We start from the raw sequence: 21,105 nt of genomic DNA on the forward strand, positions 1-21,105 counted from the left end.
AGCGGCGGCCTACGATGATCCCCGAATCACCGATCAGCCGATCACCCGCGTCGCCCGACCACGGTCCGGGGACGCCGTTCCGGGGAGGAATCCTTGACCGACCAGCTCAGCACCCGCGAGGGCGTCCGCGACCTGCACGCCTTCATCGCCGGACTGCCCAAGGCCGAACTGCACGTGCACCACGTCGGATCCGCCTCCCCCCGCATCGTCTCCACCCTCGCCGCCCGCCACCCCGACTCCCAGGTGCCGACGGACCCCGAGGCCCTCGCGGACTACTTCACGTTCACCGACTTCGCCCACTTCATCCAGGTGTACCTGTCCGTCGTCGACCTGATCCGCACCCCCGAGGACGTACGGCTGCTGACGTACGAGGTCGCCCGGGACATGGCCCGGCAGCAGGTCCGCTACGCCGAGCTGACCATCACCCCGTGGTCCTCCACCCGCCGCGGCATCGACGAGCGCGCCTTCATGGACGCCATCGAGGACGCCCGCAAGGCGGCGGAGGCCGAGTTCGGCGTCGTCCTGCGCTGGTGCTTCGACATTCCCGGCGAGGCGGGGCTCGAGGCTGCCGAGGAGACCCTGCGGCTCGCGACCGACGACCGGCTGCGGCCGGAGGGTCTGGTCTCCTTCGGACTCGGCGGGCCCGAAATCGGCGTACCGCGGCCGCAGTTCAAGCCGTACTTCGACCAGGCGATCGCGGCCGGACTGCGCTCGGTGCCGCACGCGGGTGAGACGACCGGGCCGGAGACCGTCTGGGACGCGCTGAACGAGCTGCGCGCCGAGCGCATCGGGCACGGCACCAGCTCCGCGCGGGACCCGAAGCTGCTCGCCCACCTCGCCGAGAACCGCATCGCGCTGGAGGTCTGCCCGACCTCCAACATCGCCACCCGCGCGGTCCGCACCCTCGACGAGCACCCCATAAAGGAGTTCACCCGGGCCGGGGTCCTCGTCACGATCAACTCCGACGACCCGCCGATGTTCGGCACCGACCTCAACAACGAGTACGCGGTCGCCGCCCGTCTCCTCGACCTCGACGAACTCGGCCTCGCCGCGCTCGCCAAGAACGCGGTGGAGGCGTCCTTCCTCGACCCGGCCGGCAAGAAGCGCCTCGCCGAGGAGATCGACACCTACGCCTCGGCGTGGCTCACACTCTGAGCGACCAGCACAATGGGCCCATGCGCACCGTGACTGCCGTGGCCCACCGCGGCGACCCCTATCGCGTCCGCGAGAACACCCTCGACTCGCTGCGTTCCGCGCTCCAACTGGGCGCGGACGCGGTCGAGATCGACGTACGGCTCACCCGCGACAAGGTGCCCGTGCTGCTGCACGACGAGACACTGAAACGGCTGTGGGAGCTGGAGCGACCGCTCGGGTCGCTCTCCTCGGACGAGGTGCGCGGGCTCACGGGCGGCGGGGTGCCGACGCTCGCGGAGGCCCTCGAAGCCACCAAGGACAGCCGGATCATGGTCGATCTGCCGGGAGAGCCCGACGGCCCGGCCGTACGCCGGATCGTCGAGGTCATCCGTGAGTGCGGAGCCCAGGACCGGGTGTACTACTGCGCGGGCGCCCCGGCCATGCTGGCCGTGCGCGCCGCCGACCCCGCCGCCGAGATCGCGCTGACCTGGACGAGCGTCGCACCGCCACGCCCGGCGCTCCTCGAAGCCGTACGGCCGCGCTGGCTCAACTACCGCTTCAGCCTGGTCGACCGCGCCCTCACGGCCCGCGTCCACCGCGGCGGCCGACTGCTCTCCGTCTGGACTCCCGACACCCGCCGTTCCATGCGCCGGCTGCTGGACATGGGCGTGGATTCGATCACCACGAACCGCATCGACGCGCTGTGCGCGCTGCGCAAGGCCTGAGGGGAAACGCGGGCGGCACGGTCAGGAGGCGACCTGCGAGCGCTGGCTCACCGTCGCCGGGTCGGCGGGGGTCGAGCGGGTCAGGTACTGCGGCACCGGGGCGGTGTCCTCGCCGTTGTCGCGGACGAGGCCGTAGCGGATCACGCCCTGGGCGGGACCGGTACGGACGTCCTCGGTCACCTTGTCCCAGGTCGAGCTCTGGACGAAGAGGTTGTAGTCGGCGGGGCCCTCGTTCTGATGGAGGGTGACGGTGCCGTCGATCCAGAAGTACTCGTTCTGCCACATCTGTTGGGTGCCGGAGGGCAGGACGGCGTAGCCCACGGATGGGCCGCCCATCCAGGTCGTGCCGTCCGTCGAGCCCGACTGCACGTCGTCCATGCGGTGACCGCCGCCCGAGGCGACGTGGAAGAGCTTGCCGCTCAGCCCGGTCCAGGTCGGCATGAGCAGGGCGCCGGTGCGCTGCTGGGGCAGGACCTGCCAGCGGACCCGGAAGTAGCCCTGCCCGCTGAGGGTGACCGTCTCCCCGCGGTGGGTGAGGCCGGTGGCGGGCGCCCCGGTGGCCATGACGCCCTTCTCGGCGCGCCGGGGCAGCGCCGCCGGGAGCGCGCTCGCGGCGGGCGCGCTGTCGACGGCGTCGACGACGGTGCCGTACAGCTGGACGCGGGTCTTCGAGGGCGAGGGCGACGGGGAGGCGGAGGGGGAGAGGGACGGTGAGGGGGTCGCGGAGGCGGTCGGCGCTCCTGTACGTCCCGACGGTGGGCGTGCGGTGCTCGCCGCCGTGGGCGCGGCGAGGGCCGGGGGCGGGTCGTCGGGCGCCCGGGTGACGACGTACAGGCCGCCCGCCGCGAGGGTGGCGCCGGCCGTGACGGCGACGGCGGGCTTGGTGAGCAGACCGAGGACCTTGGCGGACCAGCCGACGGAGGTGGCGGCGACCGCCGTCTTGCCGCCGAGCGCGAGCGACAGCGTGAAGCCGACCGGCAACGGGACGAGGGCGATCCCGACGAGGAGGCGTTCGGCAGGTACGACGGCCTCGCGGGCGCCCGAACAGTACGCGCAGCCCCGGATGTGCCGGGCCAGCCGCTTGCGCCACACCGAGTCGGGCCGCCCGTCCCAGCGGGCGGTCACCAACCGCAGGTCGGAGCAGGGGGAGTTGCCCGCGCCGGGGTGGTGGTCGTCGAGCGCCCGCACGATGTCCCGCGCGATCTCCAGCCGCTGCTTCATCCGCTGCACCCGCACCGCCGCGTGTTGCCTGCTGATCCCGACCGCCGCCGCCAGCTCGCGCCGGGTGAGTTCACCCGCGACCTCCAGCCACCACAGCGAGAGCAACTGGCGGTCCTCGTCGTCGAGCCAGCGCACCGCCTCCGCGACCTCTCGCCGCTGTCCCTCCAACTGGAGCCGCAGCACAGTCAGTTCGGCGAAGTCCGCGGCCTGTTCACCGGCGCCGTCGGCCAGCGGCTCGGCCGTCCGGCGGCGCGAGCGCTCCCGTATCTGCCGCATCGTGATGGCGACCAGCCAGGACCGGAAGCTGTCCGGGTCGCGCAGGGAGCCGAGGTTGTCGACGGCGCGCAGCATGGTCTCCTGCACGACGTCGTCGACGTCCGCGTGGCCGCTCAGGGCGCGGCCGACGATGTTGTAGACGAGCGGGAGCCAGCCCGCGACGAGTTCGTCGAGGGCGCGCCGGTCGCCGGCCTGCGCGGCCCCGATGATGGAGCGCCACTGCCGCCCGTCCACGTACGTCCCTCCGATGCCACGGTGACCGCCCGTGCCACTTGGCACACACGGGCGGGAGTGCAGGATCCCCCACCCCGGCGAGCCTGTCCGCGCGCTATGTCGCGGATCACAGCCGTTCGTCGGGTCCTGACACACAGGAGACGGAGGGCCGCCCTCCGCGATAACAGTTTTTTTTGCCCTTCCCGGCCTTCGAAACTTTCGCCGCGCCCCACCTAAGGGCGATCCCCCACAACGCCCTTATACAAAAGGGCAGTTGATCCGGGTCGACGCCAGGGACCGGGCCGTCCTCGGGGAGGATCCGCCAACGGGTGGGCGACCGCAGGATGATCTCACCGTCCCGTCCACACCAGGAGCCGCAGATGCCCGCCCGTACCCGAACCGTCACCGCCGTCGCCGCCGCCCTCGTGCTGGGCCTGGCGGCCGGCCCACTGGCCGTGCCCGCCGTCGCCGCGTCCTCCACCGCGCCACGGACGGCCACGGCGGGCACGGTCACGGCCGGACCGGACGCCGCCGCCCTGCGCGCCGCGCTCGCGGGACTGCCGGACGCCGACGCGACGGCCGCGCTCGTACGGGTCGGGGGCACCGACGGCCGCTGGCTCGGGAGCGGCGGAGTGCACGATCTGGCGAGCGGCCGCGCGGCGGACCCGGACGCGCTCTTCCGGGCCGGTTCGACGACGAAGGTGGTCACGGCGGCGGTCGTGCTGCAGCTCGCGGCCGAGGGCAAGGTCGATCTGGGCGCGCCCGTGCAGCGCTATCTCCCCGGGCTGCTGTCGCCCGCCTTCAAGCCCGTCTCCGTACGCCGGTTGCTGAACCACACCAGCGGGATCCAGGCGGGTGACGGCTTCGGGGACTCCTTCGAGGACGCGTACGCGCACCGGTTCGACACCCTCACGCCCCGGCAGGTCGTCGCCTCCGCGGTGGCGAAGGGGCCGGAGTTCCGCCCCGGCGAGCGGCAGCACTACCTGAACATCAACTACACGATCCTCGGCATGCTGATCGAGAAGGTCACGGGGCACTCGTACGCCTCCGAGGCCACCCGGCGCGTGCTGCGGCCCGCCGGGATGCTGCACACGTACTTCCCCGGTACCGATCCGCGTATCCGGGGTCCGCACAACCTCGGCTACCAGGCGGTGAAGCGGGCGGACGGCACGACGGAGTTCGTCGACGTCACCGAGTGGAACCAGGCGGACCGCTGGGCGGCGGGCGACATGATCTCCACGACGGCGGACCTGGAGCGGCTGACCCTCCACCTCTTCCGTGGCGAGCTGGTCCCGGAGCCGCAGCTGAAGGAGATGTTCACGGTTCCGTCGGGCATCGACGGGGCCACCATGAGCGCCGGGCTCGAGCGCTTCGAGTACGGCGGGCGGGTCTACTGGCTCAAGTCGGGCGGGCGGTACGGATACACGGCGGTCATGGCGGCCACCCGCGATCTCTCCCGCACGCTCGTCTACTCGGTCAACGCCACGGACGCGAAGGGCGAGGAGATGAACCCGGTCGCCCTGCGCATCGCGATGGCGGCGCTCAAGCAGTAGCGGTTTCGGCCGTCGCATTCGCCGTCGGACGCGTCTCCGGATTCGCCGTCAGATTCGTCGTCACGAGATGCACGTTCATCCCGCACGGGACGACCCCGTTCGCCGCCGTGAGCTTCTTCGCCCCGGTGAGGAAGTCCGCGCGCAGGGACTCCACGGTGGCCGCGTCGAGCGGGCCGACGTCATAGACACCCGCCAGGGCGTCCCACACCTGCTCGACCGGTCCGCTCAGGTCGATGGGGACGGTCTCCCAGTCGACCGGAGCGAATCCCGCAGGCGCGAGGACGCTGTCGAGCCCCGCACGGCTGCGGGTCCTCCGGTCCCCGAGAGCGGGGATGCGCTGCTCGGCGGGAGCCGTCTCGATCGCGGACCGCAACAGCCCGACGAACAGCTCGTACGCCTCACCGCCCACGGCTCCGCCGCCGATCACGCAGGCCAGCATGCCTCCGGGGCGCAGCACCCGGGCCAACTCCGCGGCCACCTGTTCCACCTCGCCCATCAGCATCAGCGCCATGTGGGAGACGCAGGCGTCGAAGGTGTCGTCGGCGAAGGGAAGGTGCTGGGCCCGGCTCTCCGCCAGTGTCGTCCCGGCGGGCAGCGGTCGGCGTCGCGCCAGCGCCAGGGCTTCCGGGGAGAGGTCCACCCCGGCCGGCCGGCGTCCCTCGGTCCGAGCGAGCAGTTCGAGCAACAGGCCGTCGCCGCAGCCGAGATCCAGTACCCGCCCGTGTCCGGCGACCCGGTCGCGCAAGATCTCGTAGCTGGACCGGCCGTCCGCGGCGCGGGCACCGGCGAACGCGTCCGTCGTCACCGCCGGCCGCTCGGCGTGGAAGGCCCGCAGAAAGGCTTCTTGCGATGTCGTCGTCATACCCGCGAACCTATCCGCCGCGCGGGTCGCCAGGTCGGCGGCCTCACACCTCCTGACAGCAATCACGGAAATCCCGGGAAACCGGGTCCGGAATGTCGAATTTCCAGGTTTCCCCCGCCGTGGCTGGCCCCGGCCCGCAGGCGGCCCCGAAGGTGAGCGCCGTATCAAGCGATCGCGGCGCGGTGCGCCGCAGGGGAGAGGGAGTTCCGTGAACGTCACGACAACGGCGCACGAGCCGCGGGAACGGCGGGCGGCCACGCTCGTCATGGCCTGCGTGGGCGTGTTCGTCGCCTATCTGCCGGTGACCACCGTCTCGGTGAGCCTGCCGGCCATCCAGCGGTCGCTGAACGCGTCGACCGCCCAACTGTCGTGGGTCTCGGACGCGTTCGTGCTGCCCATGGCCGCGCTGATTCTGACCGCCGGTGTCTTCGGCGACGTCCACGGCCGCAAGAAGGTCTTCCAGGCGGGCCTCGCGTTCAGCGCGGTGGGGGCGGCGATCGCGCTGTGCGCGCGGTCGATCGAGGTCCTGTGGGTGGGCCAGGCCTTCGCCGGTCTGGGCGCCGCCGCGCTGCTGCCCACGACGCTGGCGCTGATCAGCCACGCCGTGCCCGACCACCGCGAGCGCGGCAAGTTCGTCGGGCTGTGGGCCACGGCCCTGATGGCGGCGCTGGCCGTCGGCCCGGTGATCGCGGGACTGATCCTGGAGCACTTCTCCTGGCGCTGGATATACCTGCTGCCCGTCCCCGCCTCGCTCCTCGCGATGGCCTTCGCGGCCCGGCTGGTGACCGACTCGCGCGCGCCCGGCTCACGACGTCTGGACTGGCCCGGCCAGATCACCGCCGCGGTGGCGATCACCGCGCTGGTCTACGGCGTCATCGAGGGCGGCGCCGGCTCCTTCACCGATGGGAAGGTGATCGTGGCCCTGGTGGCGGCGGCGGTCGCGGCCGTCGCGTTCGTCCTGGCGGAGCGGCGCAGTGACAGCCCGATGCTGGACCTGACGCTCTTCCGCAGCCCCGCCTTCACCGCCACGACGCTCGTCGCCATGATCAGCTTCCTGGGCCTGATCGGCTTCTTCTTCGCCCTCAGCCTCTACTTCGGCATGGTGCAGCAGCTCAGCACCCTGGAGGCGGCGGCCCGGATGCTGATGGTCACGCTGATGTGCATCCTCGTCGGGGCACCGGCCGGACGGCTGATGCACAAGGTGTCGCCCCGCGTCCTGATCACCGGTGGGCTGCTGGTGACCGCGGCCTCGCTGCTGTCGCTGACGTCCATCGACGCCGGTACGTCGTTCGGTTCGCTGGCCTGGCGGCTGGCCCTGCTGGGCCTCGGCCTGGGCTTCGTCATCACGCCGATGACGGCCGCGGCCGTCGCCTCCGTACCGTTCCGCCAGGCGGGTATGGCGGCCGCCGGGAACAGCGCGTTCCGGCAGGTCGGCGGCGCGCTCGGCCCGGCCGTCCTCGGCGCCGTGCTGTCCACCAAGGCCGTGCACACCCTGCCGGGCCACCTCACCGACGTCGGTCTGCCGGCGGCGACGGTCCGGAGCGTCACCTCCGTGGTGGACGCGAACGGCCTGGGCGCGGTCGCGGGCATGAACCTGGGCGCCGACCGGGGCCGTGCCCTGGGCGCCCTGTCCGAGGCCTTCCTCGACGGCCTCCACCTGTGCCTGATCATCGCCGCGGTGCTGACCCTGGTCGCCGCGGCGGTCGGTGCCGTCCTGCTGCGCAGCCCGCGGCAGCCGGCCACCAGGCCGGTGGCCGGGTCCGGCGCCGCCCCGGCGGCGCCGCGGGAGACCGGGGCGGCGGAGCCCCGGCTGGGGCAGCGCGGCTGACCCCGGCGCCAGGGCGCGTCTGCGGCACGGTCCGCCGGACAGGCCCTGGGGGCGCCCTTTCGTGGGGACGGAACGGGCGCCCGTACGAGGCCCGGGACCACACCGGTCCCGGGCCTCACCGTCATGCTCGATCATTGACTCCGGGAGTCCGCATGGAGCGAGAGGAGGCGGAGCCGATGGCGTCCCGCGCGCTCGACGCACTCGACCTGAGACTGCTCCAGTGCCTCCAGATCGACGGACGGGCGCCGCTCTCCCGGATCGCGGAGGTGCTCGGGGTCTCCGACCAGACCGTCGCCCGGCGCCTGCGGCGGTTGCGCACCACGGCACGGCTGCGGGTGCTCGGCGTGATCGACGAGAGCCGGCTCGGCCGCACCAACTGGATCGTCCGGCTGCGCTGCACCCCGGACGTGGCCGAACAGCTGGCGGGCGCGCTCGCCCGGCGCCCCGACACCTCGTACGTCTCGCTGATCTCCGGCGGCACCGAGGTGATGTGCGCGATGAAGCCGCGCAGCCGGCAGGCCCGGGACGAACTGCTCTTCGACCGGTTGCAGCGCACCCCCCGTGTCGTCTCGGTCAGCGCCCACTGCGTGCTGCACTCGTTCTACGGCGGACAGCTGGACTGGCTCAACAAGGCCAACGGGCTCGCCCCCGACCAGCAGGCGGCCCTGCGCCCACCGCCGGTCGAGCCGGTCACCGACCCCCTCACGCTGGAGGCGGCCGACGAGGCGCTGCTGGCCGTACTCGTCCGGGACGGGCGCGCCACGCTCACCGAACTCCAGGCGGCCACCGGCCAGTCGGAGTCCGTGGTCAAGCGGCGTCTGGAGCGCATGCGGGCCACCGGGGTGCTCTACTTCGACGTCCAGTTCGACCAGGAACCCCTCGGCCACGAGGTGGAGGCCATGCTGTGGCTCACCGTGGCCCCGGCCGCCCTCGCCGACGTCGGACGGGCACTCGCCGCGCATCCCGAGGTGCGTTTCGCCGCGGCGATCACCGGCCAGGCCGGCATCGTCGCCTCGACCGTCTACCGCAACAGCGGGGAGCTGTACACGTATCTGAGCGAGAAGATCGGCGCCCTCGACGGCGTCCAGGCCGTCGAAACCGCCCTGACCCTGCGCCTGGTCAAGCAACTCGCCTACGACCCGGGCCGCTGACCCCGCCCGGGACGGGCACGAGGTACCTGGAGCGTCAGCCGCGAGCCGTGGCGCCGAGGGCCTCGGCCCGCTGGTCGAGCCTCCTCAGGACCGTCTCGCCCCACTGGAGGTTCGCCTGCTCCAGGGCCATGCCGCCGAGCAGGGTGAGGTAGGGGCCCACGCGTTCGACGGTGACGAGGTACTCCTCCTCGCTGCGGCCGGCCAGCATGCGTTCCTGCGCGCGCCGGTAGCGGGCCAGTTTGACGCCGGCCCGCTCCACACGCTCGACGACCCCGGCCCGTACGGCTTGGGCGTCTCCGATGTCGACGCAACTCACCTTGACCATCAGCTCGTCCCGGATCGCCGTCGGCTTGCTGGGGACTTCGGCCGTGTAGGCGCGCATCGCGTCGAGTCCGGCCTCGGTGAGCGAGAAGAGCCGCTTGTTGGGCCGCCGTTCCTGCTGCACGACGCGGGCGGAGACGAGCCCTTCGCCCTCCATGCGCTCCAGCTCGCGGTAGATCTGCTGAGGGGTGGCCATCCAGAAGTTGGCGACCGAGGCCTCGAATCCCTTCGCGAGGTCGTATCCGGACGCCTCGCCCTCCAGAAGCGCGGCCATCACCGCGTTGCGCAGAGCCATTTCCCCAAATTAACACCCTGTATCGACACTCCATTGATTAGTCAACGGAGTGAAGGTCGTCCGGTCAACGGCGGGGAGAGCTGCTCGGCGCGATCGACGGCTGGGCGACGGGCGTGGTCGGTGTCGGCGTCGACGACGGTGCCGGGGTGGGGACGGCCGGCCGGGTCGTGGCGCGGCCGGTCGTCCGGGCCGCCTGGGTGGGACTTGCCGTCCGGTTCCCCGGGGTGGGACTGGCCGTCCGACTCTGCGGGGTGCGGGTGGGGTCGGAGGGCGCGGGGGACGCCGACGGGCTGGGGGGCACGGACGAAGGACGGCCCTCGGAGGGCGGGGCGAGCGGGACCGTCGGGGACGCGGGTGCCTGGGACGTCGACAGGCTGATCGGCAGCGCGACGAGGGCGGCGACGGCGCACACCGACCCGACCCCGACCGCGGTGCGCAGCAGCCGGCGGCGGGCCGCGCCGCGGCGGATCGCCTCGTAGTGACCGGGGGGCGGGCCGAGGTAGTCGGAGGCGGGCCGCAGGATGACGGCGAGCGGATCGTCGGGTTCGAAGTCCGGACCCTCGTCAGAGTGTGTGATCAAGGCTTCTCCTCAGGTGGGCGCGGAGCAGTTCGCGGGCCGCGTGGAGGTCGGCCTTGATGGTTCCTTCCTTGCGTCCGGTCAGCACGGACACCTCCCGGATCGGCATGTCAGCGTAGTAGTGCAGGAGGATCGGGACGCGCAGTCGTTCCGGCAGCGACTGCACGAGCAGGCGTACGGACGGGTCGGACTGTTCGGTGTGCGGGCGGACGGCGGCCTCGGCGGTGGCGCGGTGTACGGCTCTGCGTTCGCGCTCCAGCTTGCGCCAGTGGTCCCGGACGAGGTTGGCCGCGGTGACGTAGAGGAAGCCCCGGGGTTCCGCCACGGAGGTCCAGCGGGCCCAGAGCCGGGTGAACGCCTCCGAGGCGATCTCGTGGGCCGTCTCGTCGTCGTCGACGAGACGGCGGCACCAGCCGGCGAGGCGCGGATAGAGGGCGGCGAACAGCTCGGACGCGGCCTTCTCGCGGGACCGTTTCAAAGCTCTCCATGGTCGTGACGTCGTGCGGGCACTCGTGGGAAAGAGCCCGGGCCGACGGCGTGCGTTCCATCGGCCCGGGATCGGACCCGGCGGGTCAGGGCGTCGCCGAGCTCAGCGCGGCGAAGACGATCACGTTGTCGAGGTAGCCCGTACCGGTACGGGCCCCTCCGCACGTGATGAGTCGTAGCTCGGGACGGTCCACGTCCCCGTACACCTCGTCCGACGGGAAGTCGGCCTTGGCGACCGTCCGTACGGCGTCGACCGTGAACTCCGCCGTCCTGCCGTTCTCCAGGCGCGCCACGATCCGGTCGCCCTTCCGCAACTGCGCGAGACGGCGGAAGACCCCGTCCCCGTAGGAACCGACCGTGACATGGCCGAGGATCACCGACGGACCGGTCTGACCCGGCGTCGGCGAGTTCCGGTACCAGCCCGCCCGGTCGTGCGCCGTGATCGGGGGCACCTGGACGCTGCCGTCCGCGGCCAGCCCCAACTGCATGACCGGGGTGTCGACCCCGATGGCCGGGATCCGCAACCCGACCGGGACCGAACGCCCGAGGACGTGCGCGGCCTTCGCGGAGGTCCGCGAGGGCACCGGCGTACTCCCGGGGTGTTCGGGTGCGGTCGAGTCGGTGCCGTGGCCGCCGCAGCTCACGAGCAGCGAGGCCATCGCCGCGGTGACGAACGCGCGCCTGGAGAGCGAGGTCATTCCCCGGTCGCCCGCCGGCGACGTACGACGAAGACCGCCGCGCCACCCATGGCGAACGCCGCGGCGGCACCCCCGCCGATCAGGCCGCCCTGGCCGCCGGACTTCGACGCCGTCGGCGCCACACCGGTGTCGGGCGCTCCCTTCGGCACGACGGCGACCTGCGCCGGGGACGGCGCCCGGGTCGGCCTGCCGACGCTCGGAACCGGGGACGGGGTGCCGGAGGCCGGACGGGTGGTCGGCACCGCGCTCGGGGCGGCGCTGCCGGACGGCGCCTGGGAGGGGGCGGCGGTGGCGGTCGGACGGACCGTCGGGACCGGGCTCGCCCCACTGGCGAAGGCGGGCACCGTGCTCGCCAGCACGGCGGTACACGCGAGTGCCATGGTGCTGAGGACAGTTCGGCGCATGAATCGCTCTCTTTCGTCGGTCCGCCCGCCCGGTGACCCGGCGGGCTGAGTTACGGATCGTGCGAAGAGACGAGGCAGCGGGAGACCGGGTTGTAAAGAGATGGCAAAGCCGTCAGAGTCCCGCGATCGCGTTCCAGCGCTTGGCGAACTCCGTGCGTTCCGTGGACTTGATGTCGCGCGCGATCGCCAGCCGCTTCCGCATGGTGGCGTCGGGGAAGATCAGCGGGTTCTCGGCGAGGGCGGCGGTGTCCTCGTCCTTGGAGGAGGCGAGGACGTGCTGGGCGGCCGGGACCGGGCAGACGTAGTTGACCCAGGACGCCAGTTCGGCGGCGACCTCGGGCTCGTAGTAGTAGTCGACGAGCTTCTCGGCGTTGGCCTTGTGGCGAGCCAGGTTGGGGATCATCAGCGAGTCGGACCACAGCTCGGCGCCCTCCTCGGGGACGACGAAGCGGATGTCCGGGTTGTCCGCCTGGAGCTGGATCACGTCGCCCGAGTACGCCTGACAGGCCAGTACGTCACCGCTGACCAGGTCCTTGGTGTAGTCGTTGCCCGTGAAGCGGCGGATCTGGCCGCTGTGCACGTACTTCTCGACCTGGTCGCAGATCTTGTGGAAGTCGTCGGCCTTCCACCGGGTGATGTCGACGCCGTTGCCCTGCATGAGCAGCGCGAACGCCTCGTCGAGGCCGGAGAGCAGGGTGACCCTGCCCTTGAGGTCGGGGGCCCACAGGTCCGAGACGTGGTTGATCTCGCGGCCGAGCTTGCGACGGTTGTACGCGATGCCGGTGATACCCGACTGCCACGGCACGGTGGACTTGCGACCCGGGTCGAACGCGGGCCGACTCAGCAGCGGGTCGAGGTACTTGGCGACGTTCGGCTGCCCGACACGGTCCATCTCCTGCACCCAGCCGAGCCGGACGAAGCGCGCGCACATCCAGTCGCTGATGACGATCAGGTCGCGGCCGGTGTGCTGGTGGTTCATCAGGGACGGGCTGATCTTGCCGAAGAACTCGTCGTTGTCGTTGATCTCCTCGATGTAGTCGACGGAGATCCCGGTGCGCTTGCGGAATGCGTCCAGCGTGGGCCGCTTCGTGTGGTCCTTGTCGTCGGTGTCAATGTAGAGCGGCCAGTTCGCCCAGGTCAGTTTCTTGTCGCGGGCCGAGAGGTCGGCTCCGGCGCGGTCGCCGGGTGACACGTACGCGGCGGGCACCCCGCAGCCCGCGAGGGCCCCGAGCGCCGCACCCCCGCCCAGGGCGCGCAGCAGGGACCGGCGGGAGCGGGGCGAGGTCTTCCGAATCTCTGGCACCCCGGCAGCATGCCTGCTGCGACTCGGCGCGAACAATGGACGCTGCGTCGAGCGGCCGCGCGCCGACCCGACACCCTGTCGATCGCCTCATTTCCGGGCGGTTACCTCGGGCGATCGCCTCAGGCGGATGCCTCAGGCGGATGCCTCGTGCGGTTCCTCGTGCGGTTCCTCGTACGGTTCCTCATACGGAGTCAGCGCGGCGGAAGCGTGACTGCCGGATCCAACTCCCCGCTCCGGCCTGATGGTTGTGGCGTACGGCGTTGTCGACGAGGTTGGCCACCGGGCGCTCCATGAGCTGCGGCTTCGTTGAATTCCCCCTTGGCTGCGCGCAAGGGTCAACAGGGCGTCGATGAGCCGCTCCTGCTCCCGGCCCGCCGCCCGTACCCGCAGACAGGCGGCCCGCAGGGTGTCCACGGACGCGTCGGAGTCGGCCAATGCGACGTCCACGATCGCCTGCTGGAGGATGAACGGGGTGCGCAGCTAGTGCGAGGCGTTGGCGACGAACCGCTTCTGCGCCTCGAACGCGTCCTCCAGACGGGCGAGTACGTCGTCGAAGGTGTCGGCCATGGCCTTGAGCTCGTCGTCGGGGCCCCGCACCGCCAGTCGCCGGCGGAGGTTGTCGGCGGAGGTTGTCGGCGGAGATACGGAGGGCGGCGGCGGTCATCGTCCGCAACGATGCGAGTGCCCGTCCGGCCATCAACCGGCCGAGCGCCAACGACGCCACCGTCATCACGGCGAGCGCGATGCCCGCCTCGACGAGCAGCTGGTGCAGCTGATCTGCGCGCAGGGCCTCGGCGCACGTCGTGAGGCTCGGCGGATCGGGACTCGGAACCCCCGGGCCTCCCGCCACACCCGGCACGCCCGACCCCTCGTATCCCTCGTATCCCTCGTATCCCTCGTATCCCTCGTATCCCTCGTATCCCTCGTACGAACCGACGGCCGTCGACGGCTTGGACCGCGAGGCGAGGAGATAGGTGAAGCCGAGCAGCAGCGCACCGGCCACCATGAACAGGGCGCTGTAGAGCAGGGTCAGGCGCCGGCGGATGCTGCGCAGCACCAACGGCCCCGGCCACCGGCCCGGTCGGCCCAGCCGCGCCGGCCGACCCGGTCCAACCCCTCGCCCTCTCATCGGATCCGGTACCCCGCCAGCTCCACCGTCTCGATCAGCGGCGGCTCCCCCGGCTTGCGAGCACGGCGAACTCCTTCGGGCTGAACGCCAGTCCCGTACCAGCCCGGGTGGCGAGCCGCCGCGCCGGGTCGAGCCGCAACTCGCCCCGGATCAGGACGGGCGGCAGGGCGGGGTGCGCACGGCGCCCCAAGGCCCGTATCCGCGCGACGAGTTCCGCGAAGGCGAACGGTTTCGAGAGGTGGTCGTCGGCGCCCTCCTCCGCCTTGCAGCTGGACGCACCAGGCCCCGCTCACCTGCGCTGATGAGGCGCCGATACTTTCCTCCGACCTGATCCGCCGGACAGACCCTAGCCCCGCCACCCGGCCGGCCACCGTCCCCGACGCGGTCAGCATCACCCCCCCCTGGACACCTGCGCGCCGATCCTGAAGAAGGTCGGCATCACCTTCCCGGACCCCTCCACCTTCCCGGCCCCCTCCGGCCCGCCGCCGCTGCCCGAGCCGGGCAAGGGAGCGGGCAAGGGCACGGGCCCTGGCAAGTCCCTGCACATCGAGCCCGGAACCCCCGGTGCCCCGGGCCTTCCGCCGCTCACGACCAGCGGCAGCCGGCACGCCTGACCACCACGAGGGGGGGGAACACCGCGGCCCCGGACGGGATCAACTCCCGTCCGGGGCCGCGCGGTTCACACCGTGCGCACTACGCGTCCAGCGACGTCATCACGTGCTTGATCCGCGTGTAGTCGTCGAAGCCGTACGCCGACAGGTCCTTGCCGTAGCCGGACTTCTTGAAGCCGCCGTGCGGCATCTCGGCGACCAGCGGGATGTGGGTGTTGATCCACACGCAGCCGAAGTCGAGGGACTTCGACAGACGCATCGCGCGGCCGTGGTCCTTCGTCCAGACCGAGGAAGCGAGGGCGTAGTCGACGCCGTTGGCCCACTCGATGGCCTGGGCCTCGTCCGTGAAGGACTGGACGGTGATGACCGGCCCGAAGACCTCGTTCTGGATGATCTCGTCGTCCTGCTTGAGGCCGGAGACGACGGTCGCGGCGTAGAAGTAGCCCTTGTCGCCGACCTGCTGGCCGCCCGCCTCGACCTTGGCGTGCGCGGGCAGTCGCTCGATGAACCCGGCGACCTGCTTGAGCTGGTTCGGGTTGTTCAGCGGGCCGTAGAGCACGTCCTCGTCGTCCGGCTGACCGGTCTTCGTCTCGGCGGCGGCCTTGGCGAGCGCGGCGACGAACTCGTCGTGGATGGACTCCTGGACGAGGACGCGGGTGGCGGCCGTACAGTCCTGGCCCGCGTTGAAGAAGCCCGCGACCGAGATGTCCTCGACGGCCTTGGCGATGTCGGTGTCTTCAAAGACGACGACCGGGGCCTTGCCGCCCAGCTCCAGGTGGACCCGCTTGAGGTCCTTGGACGCCGATTCGGCGACGGACATGCCCGCGCGGACGGAGCCGGTGATGGAGGCCATCGCCGGGGTCGGGTGCTCGACCATCGCGCGGCCGGTGTCCCGGTCGCCGCAGATGACGTTGAAGACGCCCTTGGGCAGGATGCCGCCGATGATGTCGGCGATCAGGACGGTGGAGGCGGGGGTGGTGTCCGAGGGCTTCAGGACGACCGTGTTGCCGGCCGCGAGCGCCGGGGCGAACTTCCACACCGCCATCATCATCGGGTAGTTCCACGGCGCGACCTGCGCGCAGACGCCGATCGGCTCGCGGCGGATCATGGAGGTCATCCCCTCCATGTACTCGCCGGCCGAGCGGCCCTCGAGCATCCGCGCCGCGCCCGCGAAGAAGCGGATCTGGTCGACCATGGGCGGGATTTCCTCGGACCGGGTCAGTCCGATCGGCTTGCCGGTGTTCTCGACCTCGGCGGCGATCAGCTCCTCGGCCCGCTCCTCGAACGCGTCCGCGATCTTCAGGAGGGCCTTCTGGCGCTCGGCGGGGGTCTGGTCGCGCCAGGCCGGGAAGGCCGCGGCGGCGGCCGCCATGGCGGCGTCCACGTCGGCCTGACCGGACAGCGGCGCGGTCGCGTACGCCTCGCCGGTCGCGGGATTGACGACCTCGGTGGTCCGCCCGTCGGCGGCGTCCCGGAACTCACCGTCGATGTAATTGCGCAGACGACGCAGCTCGGTGCTCACTGCCGGCCCTCCAAGTTCAGGTGTCCAATCGCTGAGACACCCACCCTAATCCGTGGGCCCACGTTTTCAACACCCCCAGTCACCTCCTGACTGCGAAATCCGCAAGCTACGTCCTCGTAAACAACGAATTTCATCGCTACAGCCTTGCGGAACCGTCGAGACCTCGTGCACAGTGAGCTCGTGGCCAGTCGAAGCGCAGACCCCAGGGACTCCACCCGCGAGTCCAGGAACGGCAGTCCCCAGCTGGACTCCGTATCCCTCGCCATCATCGAGCAGCTCCAGCAGGACGGACGCCGTCCGTACGCCGCGATCGGCAAGGCCGTAGGCCTGTCCGAGGCGGCCGTGCGCCAGCGCGTCCAGAAGCTGCTCGACCAGGGCGTGATGCAGATCGTCGCCGTCACGGACCCGCTCACCGTGGGCTTCCGCAGGCAGGCGATGGTCGGCGTCAATGTCGAGGGCGACCTCGATCCGGTGGCCGACGCGCTGACCGCCATGTCGGAAGTCGAGTACGTGGTGATGACCGCGGGCTCGTTCGACATCCTCGCCGAGATCGTCTGCGAGGACGACGACCACCTGCTGGACGTCATCAACAAACGCATCCGGGCCCTGCCCGGGGTGCGCTCCACCGAGAGCTTCGTCTATCTGAAGCTCAAGAAGCAGACCTACATGTGGGGAACCCGATAGCCGTGAGCACACAGGACCTGAGCAAGACCGCGTACGACCACTTGTGGATGCACTTCACCCGCATGTCCTCGTACGAGAACGCGCCCGTTCCCACCATCGTCCGTGGTGAGGGCACCTACATCTACGACGACAAGGGCAAGCGCTACCTCGACGGTCTTGCGGGCCTGTTCGTGGTCCAGGCGGGCCACGGCCGCGTGGAGCTGGCCGAGACCGCCTTCAAGCAGGCGCAGGAGCTGGCCTTCTTCCCGATCTGGTCCTACGCCCACCCGAAGGCCGTCGAACTCGCCGAGCGCCTCGCGCACTACGCGCCGGGCGACCTGAACAAGGTGTTCTTCTCCACGGGCGGCGGCGAGGCCGTCGAGACCGCGTGGAAGCTGGCGAAGCAGTACCACAAGCTCACCGGCAACCACACGAAGTACAAGGTCATCTCCCGCGCGGTCGCCTACCACGGCACCCCGCAGGGCGCCCTGTCGATCACCGGCCTGCCGGCCCTGAAGGCCCCCTTCGAGCCGCTCGTCCCGGGCGCGCACAAGGTGCCGAACACCAACATCTACCGCGCCCCGATCCACGGCGACGACCCGGAGGCCTTCGGCCGCTGGGCCGCCGACCAGATCGAGCAGGAGATCCTCTTCGAGGGCCCCGAGACCGTCGCCGCGGTCTTCCTGGAGCCGGTGCAGAACGCCGGTGGCTGCTTCCCGCCGCCGCCCGGCTACTTCCAGCGCGTCCGCGAGATCTGTGACCAGTACAACGTGCTGCTCGTCTCGGACGAGGTCATCTGCGCCTTCGGCCGCCTCGGCACGATGTTCGCCTGTGACAAGTTCGACTACATCCCGGACATCATCACCTGCGCCAAGGGCATGACCTCGGGCTACTCCCCGATCGGTGCCACCATCGTCTCGGACCGGATCGCCGAGCCGTTCTACAAGGGCGACAACACCTTCCTGCACGGCTACACCTTCGGTGGTCACCCGGTTTCCGCGGCCGTGGCGCTCACCAACCTCGACATCTTCGAGCGCGAGGGTCTCAACCAGCACGTGCTGGACAACGAGGCGAACTTCCTGCAGACCCTGCAGAAGCTGCACGACCTGCCGATCGTCGGCGACGTCCGCGGCAACGGCTTCTTCTACGGCATCGAGCTCGTGAAGGACAAGGCCACCAAGGAGACCTTCACGGACGAGGAGTCGGAGCGCGTGCTCTACGGCTTCGTCTCCAAGAAGCTCTTCGAGTACGGCCTCTACTGCCGCGCCGACGACCGCGGTGACCCGGTCATCCAGCTCTCGCCGCCGCTGATCTCCGACCAGTCGACCTTCGACGAGATCGAGGGGATCGTCCGTCAGGTGCTGACGGAGGCGTGGACGAAGCTCTGATCTTCCTCCGGGATGATCAACAACGGCCCCGGTGGCGCCCGTTCGAGTGAGAATGGGCGCCCCGGGGCCGCGTGCTGTCCGGCCTCCCGGCCCCGACTCCCTAGCGTGCCCAGTGACCGATCGGCCCTGCCTTCGTTCCCTCGTCCGGGGGATTGGCAGCGCAAATCTGATCTGAACGAGGTGTACGCGATGGTGGCCCCGCCGGACAACGACGTGCTCTGGGCACGTGCCCTGCACGTCAAGCACAACGGCTCGCCCGCGCTCAGCGGTGTCTCGCTCGGCATCCGCGACGGCGAGATCCTCGCCGTCGGCGGCCCGCGCGGCAGCGGCAAGACGACCCTGCTCCAGTGTCTGTCGGGGCAGCTGCTGCCCCAGCAGGGCGAGGTCTGGTTCAACAGCACGCCGGTGCACACCATGGACCCCGTCACCCGCGAACGGCTGCGCCGCGACCGCTTCGGCTGGATCGACCCCACGCCCGTCCTCGTACCGGAACTGAACGCCTGGGAGAACGCGGCGCTGCCCCTGATGCTGCGCGGCTGCGGCCGCCGGGCCGCCAAGACCGCCGCCCTCGAATGGCTGGAACGCCTCGACATCCGCGACTGCGCCCGCAAACGCCCGCACGCCCTGCTCCAGACCGAGCGGCAGCGCGTCGCCATCGCCCGGGCGCTCGCCCTCTCCCCCAAGGTGCTCTTCGCCGACGAACCGTCCGCCCCGCTGCACCGCGCCGACGGCGCCCACGTCCTGCGTACCCTCACCTCGGCGGCCCGCTCCCACGGCATCACGGTCGTCCTCGCCACGCACTACGCGGACACCGCCGCCCTCGCCGACCGCACAGTGTCGCTGCTCGACGGACGGCGCGTGAACACCCTCCACCTGCCCCCGGTCGTCGAGACGGAAGGTCGGGCCGCGTGCTCGCTCTCCGTCTAGCCCGCGGGGCCCACTCCCTCGTCCAGCTGCGCAGACTCCTGGTCGCCGCCGCCTCGGCGGGCACCGGCTTCCTGCTGCTGTGCACGCTGGGGTACGCGCTGGCGCACCCGGACCCCTCGGCCGGCGCGCTGCTCCGGCTCCTGTGGTGCCTCGCGCCCGCCGCCGCCACCGTGCAGTTCGCGGTCGCGGTCGCCCGTACGGACCCGGGAACCCGGCCGCGCCCGGGGCTCTCGGCGGTCGGACTCGGCCCCGGCCAGCTGATGGCGATCTCGGCGGTCACCACCGCCCTGTCGACCACGCTCGGCTCGGTGCTCGCGCTGCTCGTCTTCCTGCACCTGCGCGGCGACCTCCCCGGCATGCCCTTGGACGGCGACGCGGCGGCCTTCCTCGCCTCCGACCACCCGCTGCCCCTGCCCGCGGCCCTGACGCTGCTGCTCCTGGTCCCGCTGGCCGCCTCCTCGGCGAGCGCGGTGGTGCTGCGACCGCGGGGTCCCCGGCCGACCCGCCCCCGACGGCCGGGCGCCGACGGGGACTCCCCCGGTGAGCCGTCCCGTACGCGCGCCAAGTCCGGCCCGTACGCCGACCAGCCGGGGCGCCCGCTGGATCCGCAGCAGCCCGCCCCTCCGCTGCCCACCCCCGGGGGACTGCCCTGGGGCACCGCCGTCCTCGCGGCGGGCCTTGCCGTGGAGGCGTACGCGAGCCGTTCGGGACCCGGCCTGGCGCTGCCCGGCCGTTTCACGGGCGGCCCCGCCCGGGTGTTCGGCGGCTGGTCCCTGACCGCGCTCGGGCTGATGCTGGCCGCCCCCGCGATCACGCACCTGTGCGGGCGGCTGCTCCAGGCCGTACGCCCCGGCGTGCTGCGGCTGCTCGCCGGGCGCGTCCTGCAGGAGGAGGCCCGGCGCATCGGGCGCCCGCTCGGCGTGGTGTGCGCGGTCGCGTCCGGCGCGTACGCCATGGCGACGGTGTACTCGGGGGCGCGGCCCTCGTTCGGTCCGCTCAGCACGCTCGGGGCACTCCTCGTGGCCGGGTGCACCGTCGCGACCCTGCTGACGGCGGCGGTCGAGGCCAAGCACGCACGCGCCGACACCACGGCGGCGCTGCTGCGCATGGGGGCACCGACCAGGGTGCTGCGGGGCGCCGCGCTGCTCCGCGCGAGCGCGCTGCTCGCCGCGTTCGGCCCGCTGACCTGGGTGGTCGCGGAACTGGCGGCGGTACCGCTGGTGCGCTGAGCACGCGTACGCGCTTCCTTCCCACTCCCTTCCTGCTTCTTTCCCCTTTCTTTCCCGCCGGGCGATGAGTTCCGCGCGGAGTGATTGTCTACCTCTGCGAACGGCACCACATCACTTCACCCTCGCCGGGAGAGACCCCTCATGTACCAGCAGATGATCTTCGTGAACCTCGCCGTGAACGACGTCGACACCTCGAAGAAGTTCTTCACCGAGCTCGGCTACACGATCAACCCGCAGTTCACGACGGACGACTGCGCCTGTGTCGTCATCAGCGACACGATCATCGCGATGCTGCTGAGCAAGCAGCGCTACGCGGACTTCACGAAGAAGGAGATCGCGGACCCGACGAAGACCAGCGAGGTGCTGCTGTGTCTGAGCGCCGAGAGCCGCGAGAAGGTCGACGAGCTCTGCGACAAGGCCCTCGCGGCGGGCGGCTCGGGGACCCGGGAGGCCCAGGACCACGGCTTCATGTACGGCCGTACCTTCGACGACCTGGACGGCCACACGTGGGAGGTCATGTGGATGGACCCGGCCGCGGTCCAGAGTTGAGCACCCCCGGGGGACACCCACGCGCGTGTCCCCGTCAAAA

General features: G+C 71.4%; 19 protein-coding genes and 2 pseudogenes. 11 read left to right on the top strand and 10 right to left on the bottom strand.

Translation table 11 applies throughout. From position 1 onward, the window contains the following. Window positions 1-25 precede the first annotated feature (25 nt). Together KVT44_RS40310 and KVT44_RS40315 are read left to right on the top strand one after the other, a co-directional pair. A pseudogene (locus KVT44_RS40310) lies at window positions 26-1,155 on the top strand (adenosine deaminase). 20 nt (window positions 1,156-1,175) lie between these two features. After that, window positions 1,176-1,859 (top strand): glycerophosphodiester phosphodiesterase, encoded by a 684-nt coding sequence (locus KVT44_RS40315; RefSeq protein WP_190172511.1) that lies wholly within the window; start codon window positions 1,176-1,178, stop codon window positions 1,857-1,859. A gap of 21 nt (window positions 1,860-1,880) precedes the next feature. Here the strand turns inward: KVT44_RS40315 and KVT44_RS40320 are convergent, their stop codons facing one another. Further along, window positions 1,881-3,590 (bottom strand): RNA polymerase sigma factor, encoded by a 1,710-nt coding sequence (locus KVT44_RS40320; RefSeq protein WP_217572774.1) that lies wholly within the window; start codon window positions 3,588-3,590, stop codon window positions 1,881-1,883. Window positions 3,591-3,949: 359 nt separating this feature from the next. Between KVT44_RS40320 and KVT44_RS40325 the strand changes: the two genes are divergently transcribed. After that, complete coding sequence (locus KVT44_RS40325; protein WP_217572776.1) at window positions 3,950-5,122, top strand: serine hydrolase; 1,173 nt, start codon at window positions 3,950-3,952, stop codon at window positions 5,120-5,122. Here the strand turns inward: KVT44_RS40325 and KVT44_RS40330 are convergent. Beyond that, a complete protein-coding gene (locus KVT44_RS40330) occupies window positions 5,112-5,984 on the bottom strand; it encodes a class I SAM-dependent methyltransferase (RefSeq protein ID WP_217572777.1) in 873 nt (290 codons plus the stop codon). The two genes, KVT44_RS40325 and KVT44_RS40330, sit on opposite strands and share 11 nt — an antisense overlap. A 208-nt stretch (window positions 5,985-6,192) precedes the next feature. Between KVT44_RS40330 and KVT44_RS40335 the strand changes: the two genes are divergently transcribed. Both KVT44_RS40335 and KVT44_RS40340 read left to right on the top strand, forming a co-directional pair. Continuing rightward, window positions 6,193-7,812 carry an MFS transporter gene (locus tag KVT44_RS40335; protein ID WP_308314236.1) on the top strand — a complete coding sequence of 540 codons (1,620 nt, stop codon included), beginning with the start codon at window positions 6,193-6,195 and terminating at the stop codon, window positions 7,810-7,812. Between the two features lie 152 nt (window positions 7,813-7,964). Then, the gene (locus tag KVT44_RS40340) at window positions 7,965-8,963 is read left to right on the top strand and encodes an Lrp/AsnC family transcriptional regulator (RefSeq protein WP_229889336.1); all 999 of its coding nucleotides are present in this window, start codon (window positions 7,965-7,967) and stop codon (window positions 8,961-8,963) included. A gap of 34 nt (window positions 8,964-8,997) precedes the next feature. Here the strand turns inward: KVT44_RS40340 and KVT44_RS40345 are convergent, their stop codons facing one another. The 6 genes from KVT44_RS40345 to KVT44_RS40370 form a co-directional block, all read right to left on the bottom strand. After that, a complete protein-coding gene (locus tag KVT44_RS40345; protein WP_190172507.1) occupies window positions 8,998-9,579 on the bottom strand; it encodes a PadR family transcriptional regulator in 582 nt (193 codons plus the stop codon). A gap of 64 nt (window positions 9,580-9,643) precedes the next feature. Beyond that, window positions 9,644-10,159 (bottom strand): hypothetical protein, encoded by a 516-nt coding sequence (locus KVT44_RS40350; protein ID WP_217572779.1) that lies wholly within the window; start codon window positions 10,157-10,159, stop codon window positions 9,644-9,646. After that, entirely contained in the window at window positions 10,143-10,634 is a 492-nt protein-coding gene (locus tag KVT44_RS40355) for an RNA polymerase sigma factor (RefSeq protein WP_054235333.1), read from the bottom strand. Before KVT44_RS40355 ends, KVT44_RS40350 begins: the two co-directional genes overlap by 17 nt. A 94-nt stretch (window positions 10,635-10,728) precedes the next feature. After that, a complete protein-coding gene (locus tag KVT44_RS40360) occupies window positions 10,729-11,340 on the bottom strand; it encodes a class F sortase (RefSeq protein WP_054235334.1) in 612 nt (203 codons plus the stop codon). Next, window positions 11,337-11,744, bottom strand: a complete 408-nt coding sequence (locus KVT44_RS40365; protein ID WP_190172505.1) for a Tat pathway signal sequence domain protein — start codon at window positions 11,742-11,744, stop codon at window positions 11,337-11,339. The genes KVT44_RS40360 and KVT44_RS40365 overlap by 4 nt, the downstream gene beginning before the upstream one ends. 112 nt (window positions 11,745-11,856) lie before the next feature. Then, complete coding sequence (locus KVT44_RS40370; RefSeq protein WP_217572780.1) at window positions 11,857-13,047, bottom strand: PotD/PotF family extracellular solute-binding protein; 1,191 nt, start codon at window positions 13,045-13,047, stop codon at window positions 11,857-11,859. Window positions 13,048-13,676: 629 nt separating this feature from the next. Here KVT44_RS40370 and KVT44_RS40375 point away from each other — a divergent pair. Further along, complete coding sequence (locus KVT44_RS40375; RefSeq protein WP_217572782.1) at window positions 13,677-13,823, top strand: hypothetical protein; 147 nt, start codon at window positions 13,677-13,679, stop codon at window positions 13,821-13,823. Window positions 13,824-14,172: 349 nt separating this feature from the next. On the opposite strand, the pseudogene KVT44_RS60235 reads toward KVT44_RS40375, so the two are convergent. Beyond that, window positions 14,173-14,429, bottom strand: a pseudogene (locus KVT44_RS60235) (response regulator transcription factor); the annotation flags it as partial. 440 nt (window positions 14,430-14,869) lie between these two features. Next, entirely contained in the window at window positions 14,870-16,309 is a 1,440-nt protein-coding gene (locus KVT44_RS40385) for a gamma-aminobutyraldehyde dehydrogenase (RefSeq protein ID WP_099920430.1), read from the bottom strand. 165 nt (window positions 16,310-16,474) lie between these two features. Between KVT44_RS40385 and KVT44_RS40390 the strand changes: the two genes are divergently transcribed. The 5 genes from KVT44_RS40390 to KVT44_RS40410 all read left to right on the top strand — a co-directional run bounded on the left by KVT44_RS40390 (window position 16,475) and on the right by KVT44_RS40410 (window position 21,065). Then, window positions 16,475-16,993 (top strand): Lrp/AsnC family transcriptional regulator, encoded by a 519-nt coding sequence (locus KVT44_RS40390; protein ID WP_054235338.1) that lies wholly within the window; start codon window positions 16,475-16,477, stop codon window positions 16,991-16,993. Further along, entirely contained in the window at window positions 16,978-18,360 is a 1,383-nt protein-coding gene (locus tag KVT44_RS40395) for an aspartate aminotransferase family protein (RefSeq protein ID WP_099920431.1), read from the top strand. The genes KVT44_RS40390 and KVT44_RS40395 overlap by 16 nt, the downstream gene beginning before the upstream one ends. 189 nt (window positions 18,361-18,549) lie before the next feature. Then, window positions 18,550-19,287 (top strand): ABC transporter ATP-binding protein, encoded by a 738-nt coding sequence (locus KVT44_RS40400; protein WP_190172503.1) that lies wholly within the window; start codon window positions 18,550-18,552, stop codon window positions 19,285-19,287. Further along, entirely contained in the window at window positions 19,269-20,516 is a 1,248-nt protein-coding gene (locus KVT44_RS40405; RefSeq protein WP_217572784.1) for a hypothetical protein, read from the top strand. Before KVT44_RS40400 ends, KVT44_RS40405 begins: the two co-directional genes overlap by 19 nt. Before the next feature lie 141 nt (window positions 20,517-20,657). Beyond that, window positions 20,658-21,065, top strand: coding sequence for a VOC family protein (locus KVT44_RS40410; protein WP_075031245.1), 408 nt, complete (start codon window positions 20,658-20,660; stop codon window positions 21,063-21,065). The last annotated feature ends 40 nt before the right edge of the window (window positions 21,066-21,105 follow it).

Source organism: Streptomyces sp. GbtcB7, from assembly GCF_019091445.1.
In the GTDB taxonomy this organism is placed as follows: domain Bacteria; phylum Actinomycetota; class Actinomycetes; order Streptomycetales; family Streptomycetaceae; genus Streptomyces; species Streptomyces mirabilis.

Coding starts and splice junctions, on each gene's coding strand:
- KVT44_RS40315 (WP_190172511.1), top strand. CDS start 1,176: ATGCGCACCGTGACTGCCGTGGCCCACCGCGGCGACCCCTATCGCGTC.
- KVT44_RS40325 (WP_217572776.1), top strand. CDS start 3,950: ATGCCCGCCCGTACCCGAACCGTCACCGCCGTCGCCGCCGCCCTCGTG.
- KVT44_RS40330 (WP_217572777.1), bottom strand. CDS start 5,984: ATGACGACGACATCGCAAGAAGCCTTTCTGCGGGCCTTCCACGCCGAG.
- KVT44_RS40340 (WP_229889336.1), top strand. CDS start 7,965: ATGGAGCGAGAGGAGGCGGAGCCGATGGCGTCCCGCGCGCTCGACGCA.
- KVT44_RS40345 (WP_190172507.1), bottom strand. CDS start 9,579: ATGGCTCTGCGCAACGCGGTGATGGCCGCGCTTCTGGAGGGCGAGGCG.
- KVT44_RS40360 (WP_054235334.1), bottom strand. CDS start 11,340: ATGACCTCGCTCTCCAGGCGCGCGTTCGTCACCGCGGCGATGGCCTCG.
- KVT44_RS40365 (WP_190172505.1), bottom strand. CDS start 11,744: ATGCGCCGAACTGTCCTCAGCACCATGGCACTCGCGTGTACCGCCGTG.
- KVT44_RS40400 (WP_190172503.1), top strand. CDS start 18,550: ATGGTGGCCCCGCCGGACAACGACGTGCTCTGGGCACGTGCCCTGCAC.
- KVT44_RS40410 (WP_075031245.1), top strand. CDS start 20,658: ATGTACCAGCAGATGATCTTCGTGAACCTCGCCGTGAACGACGTCGAC.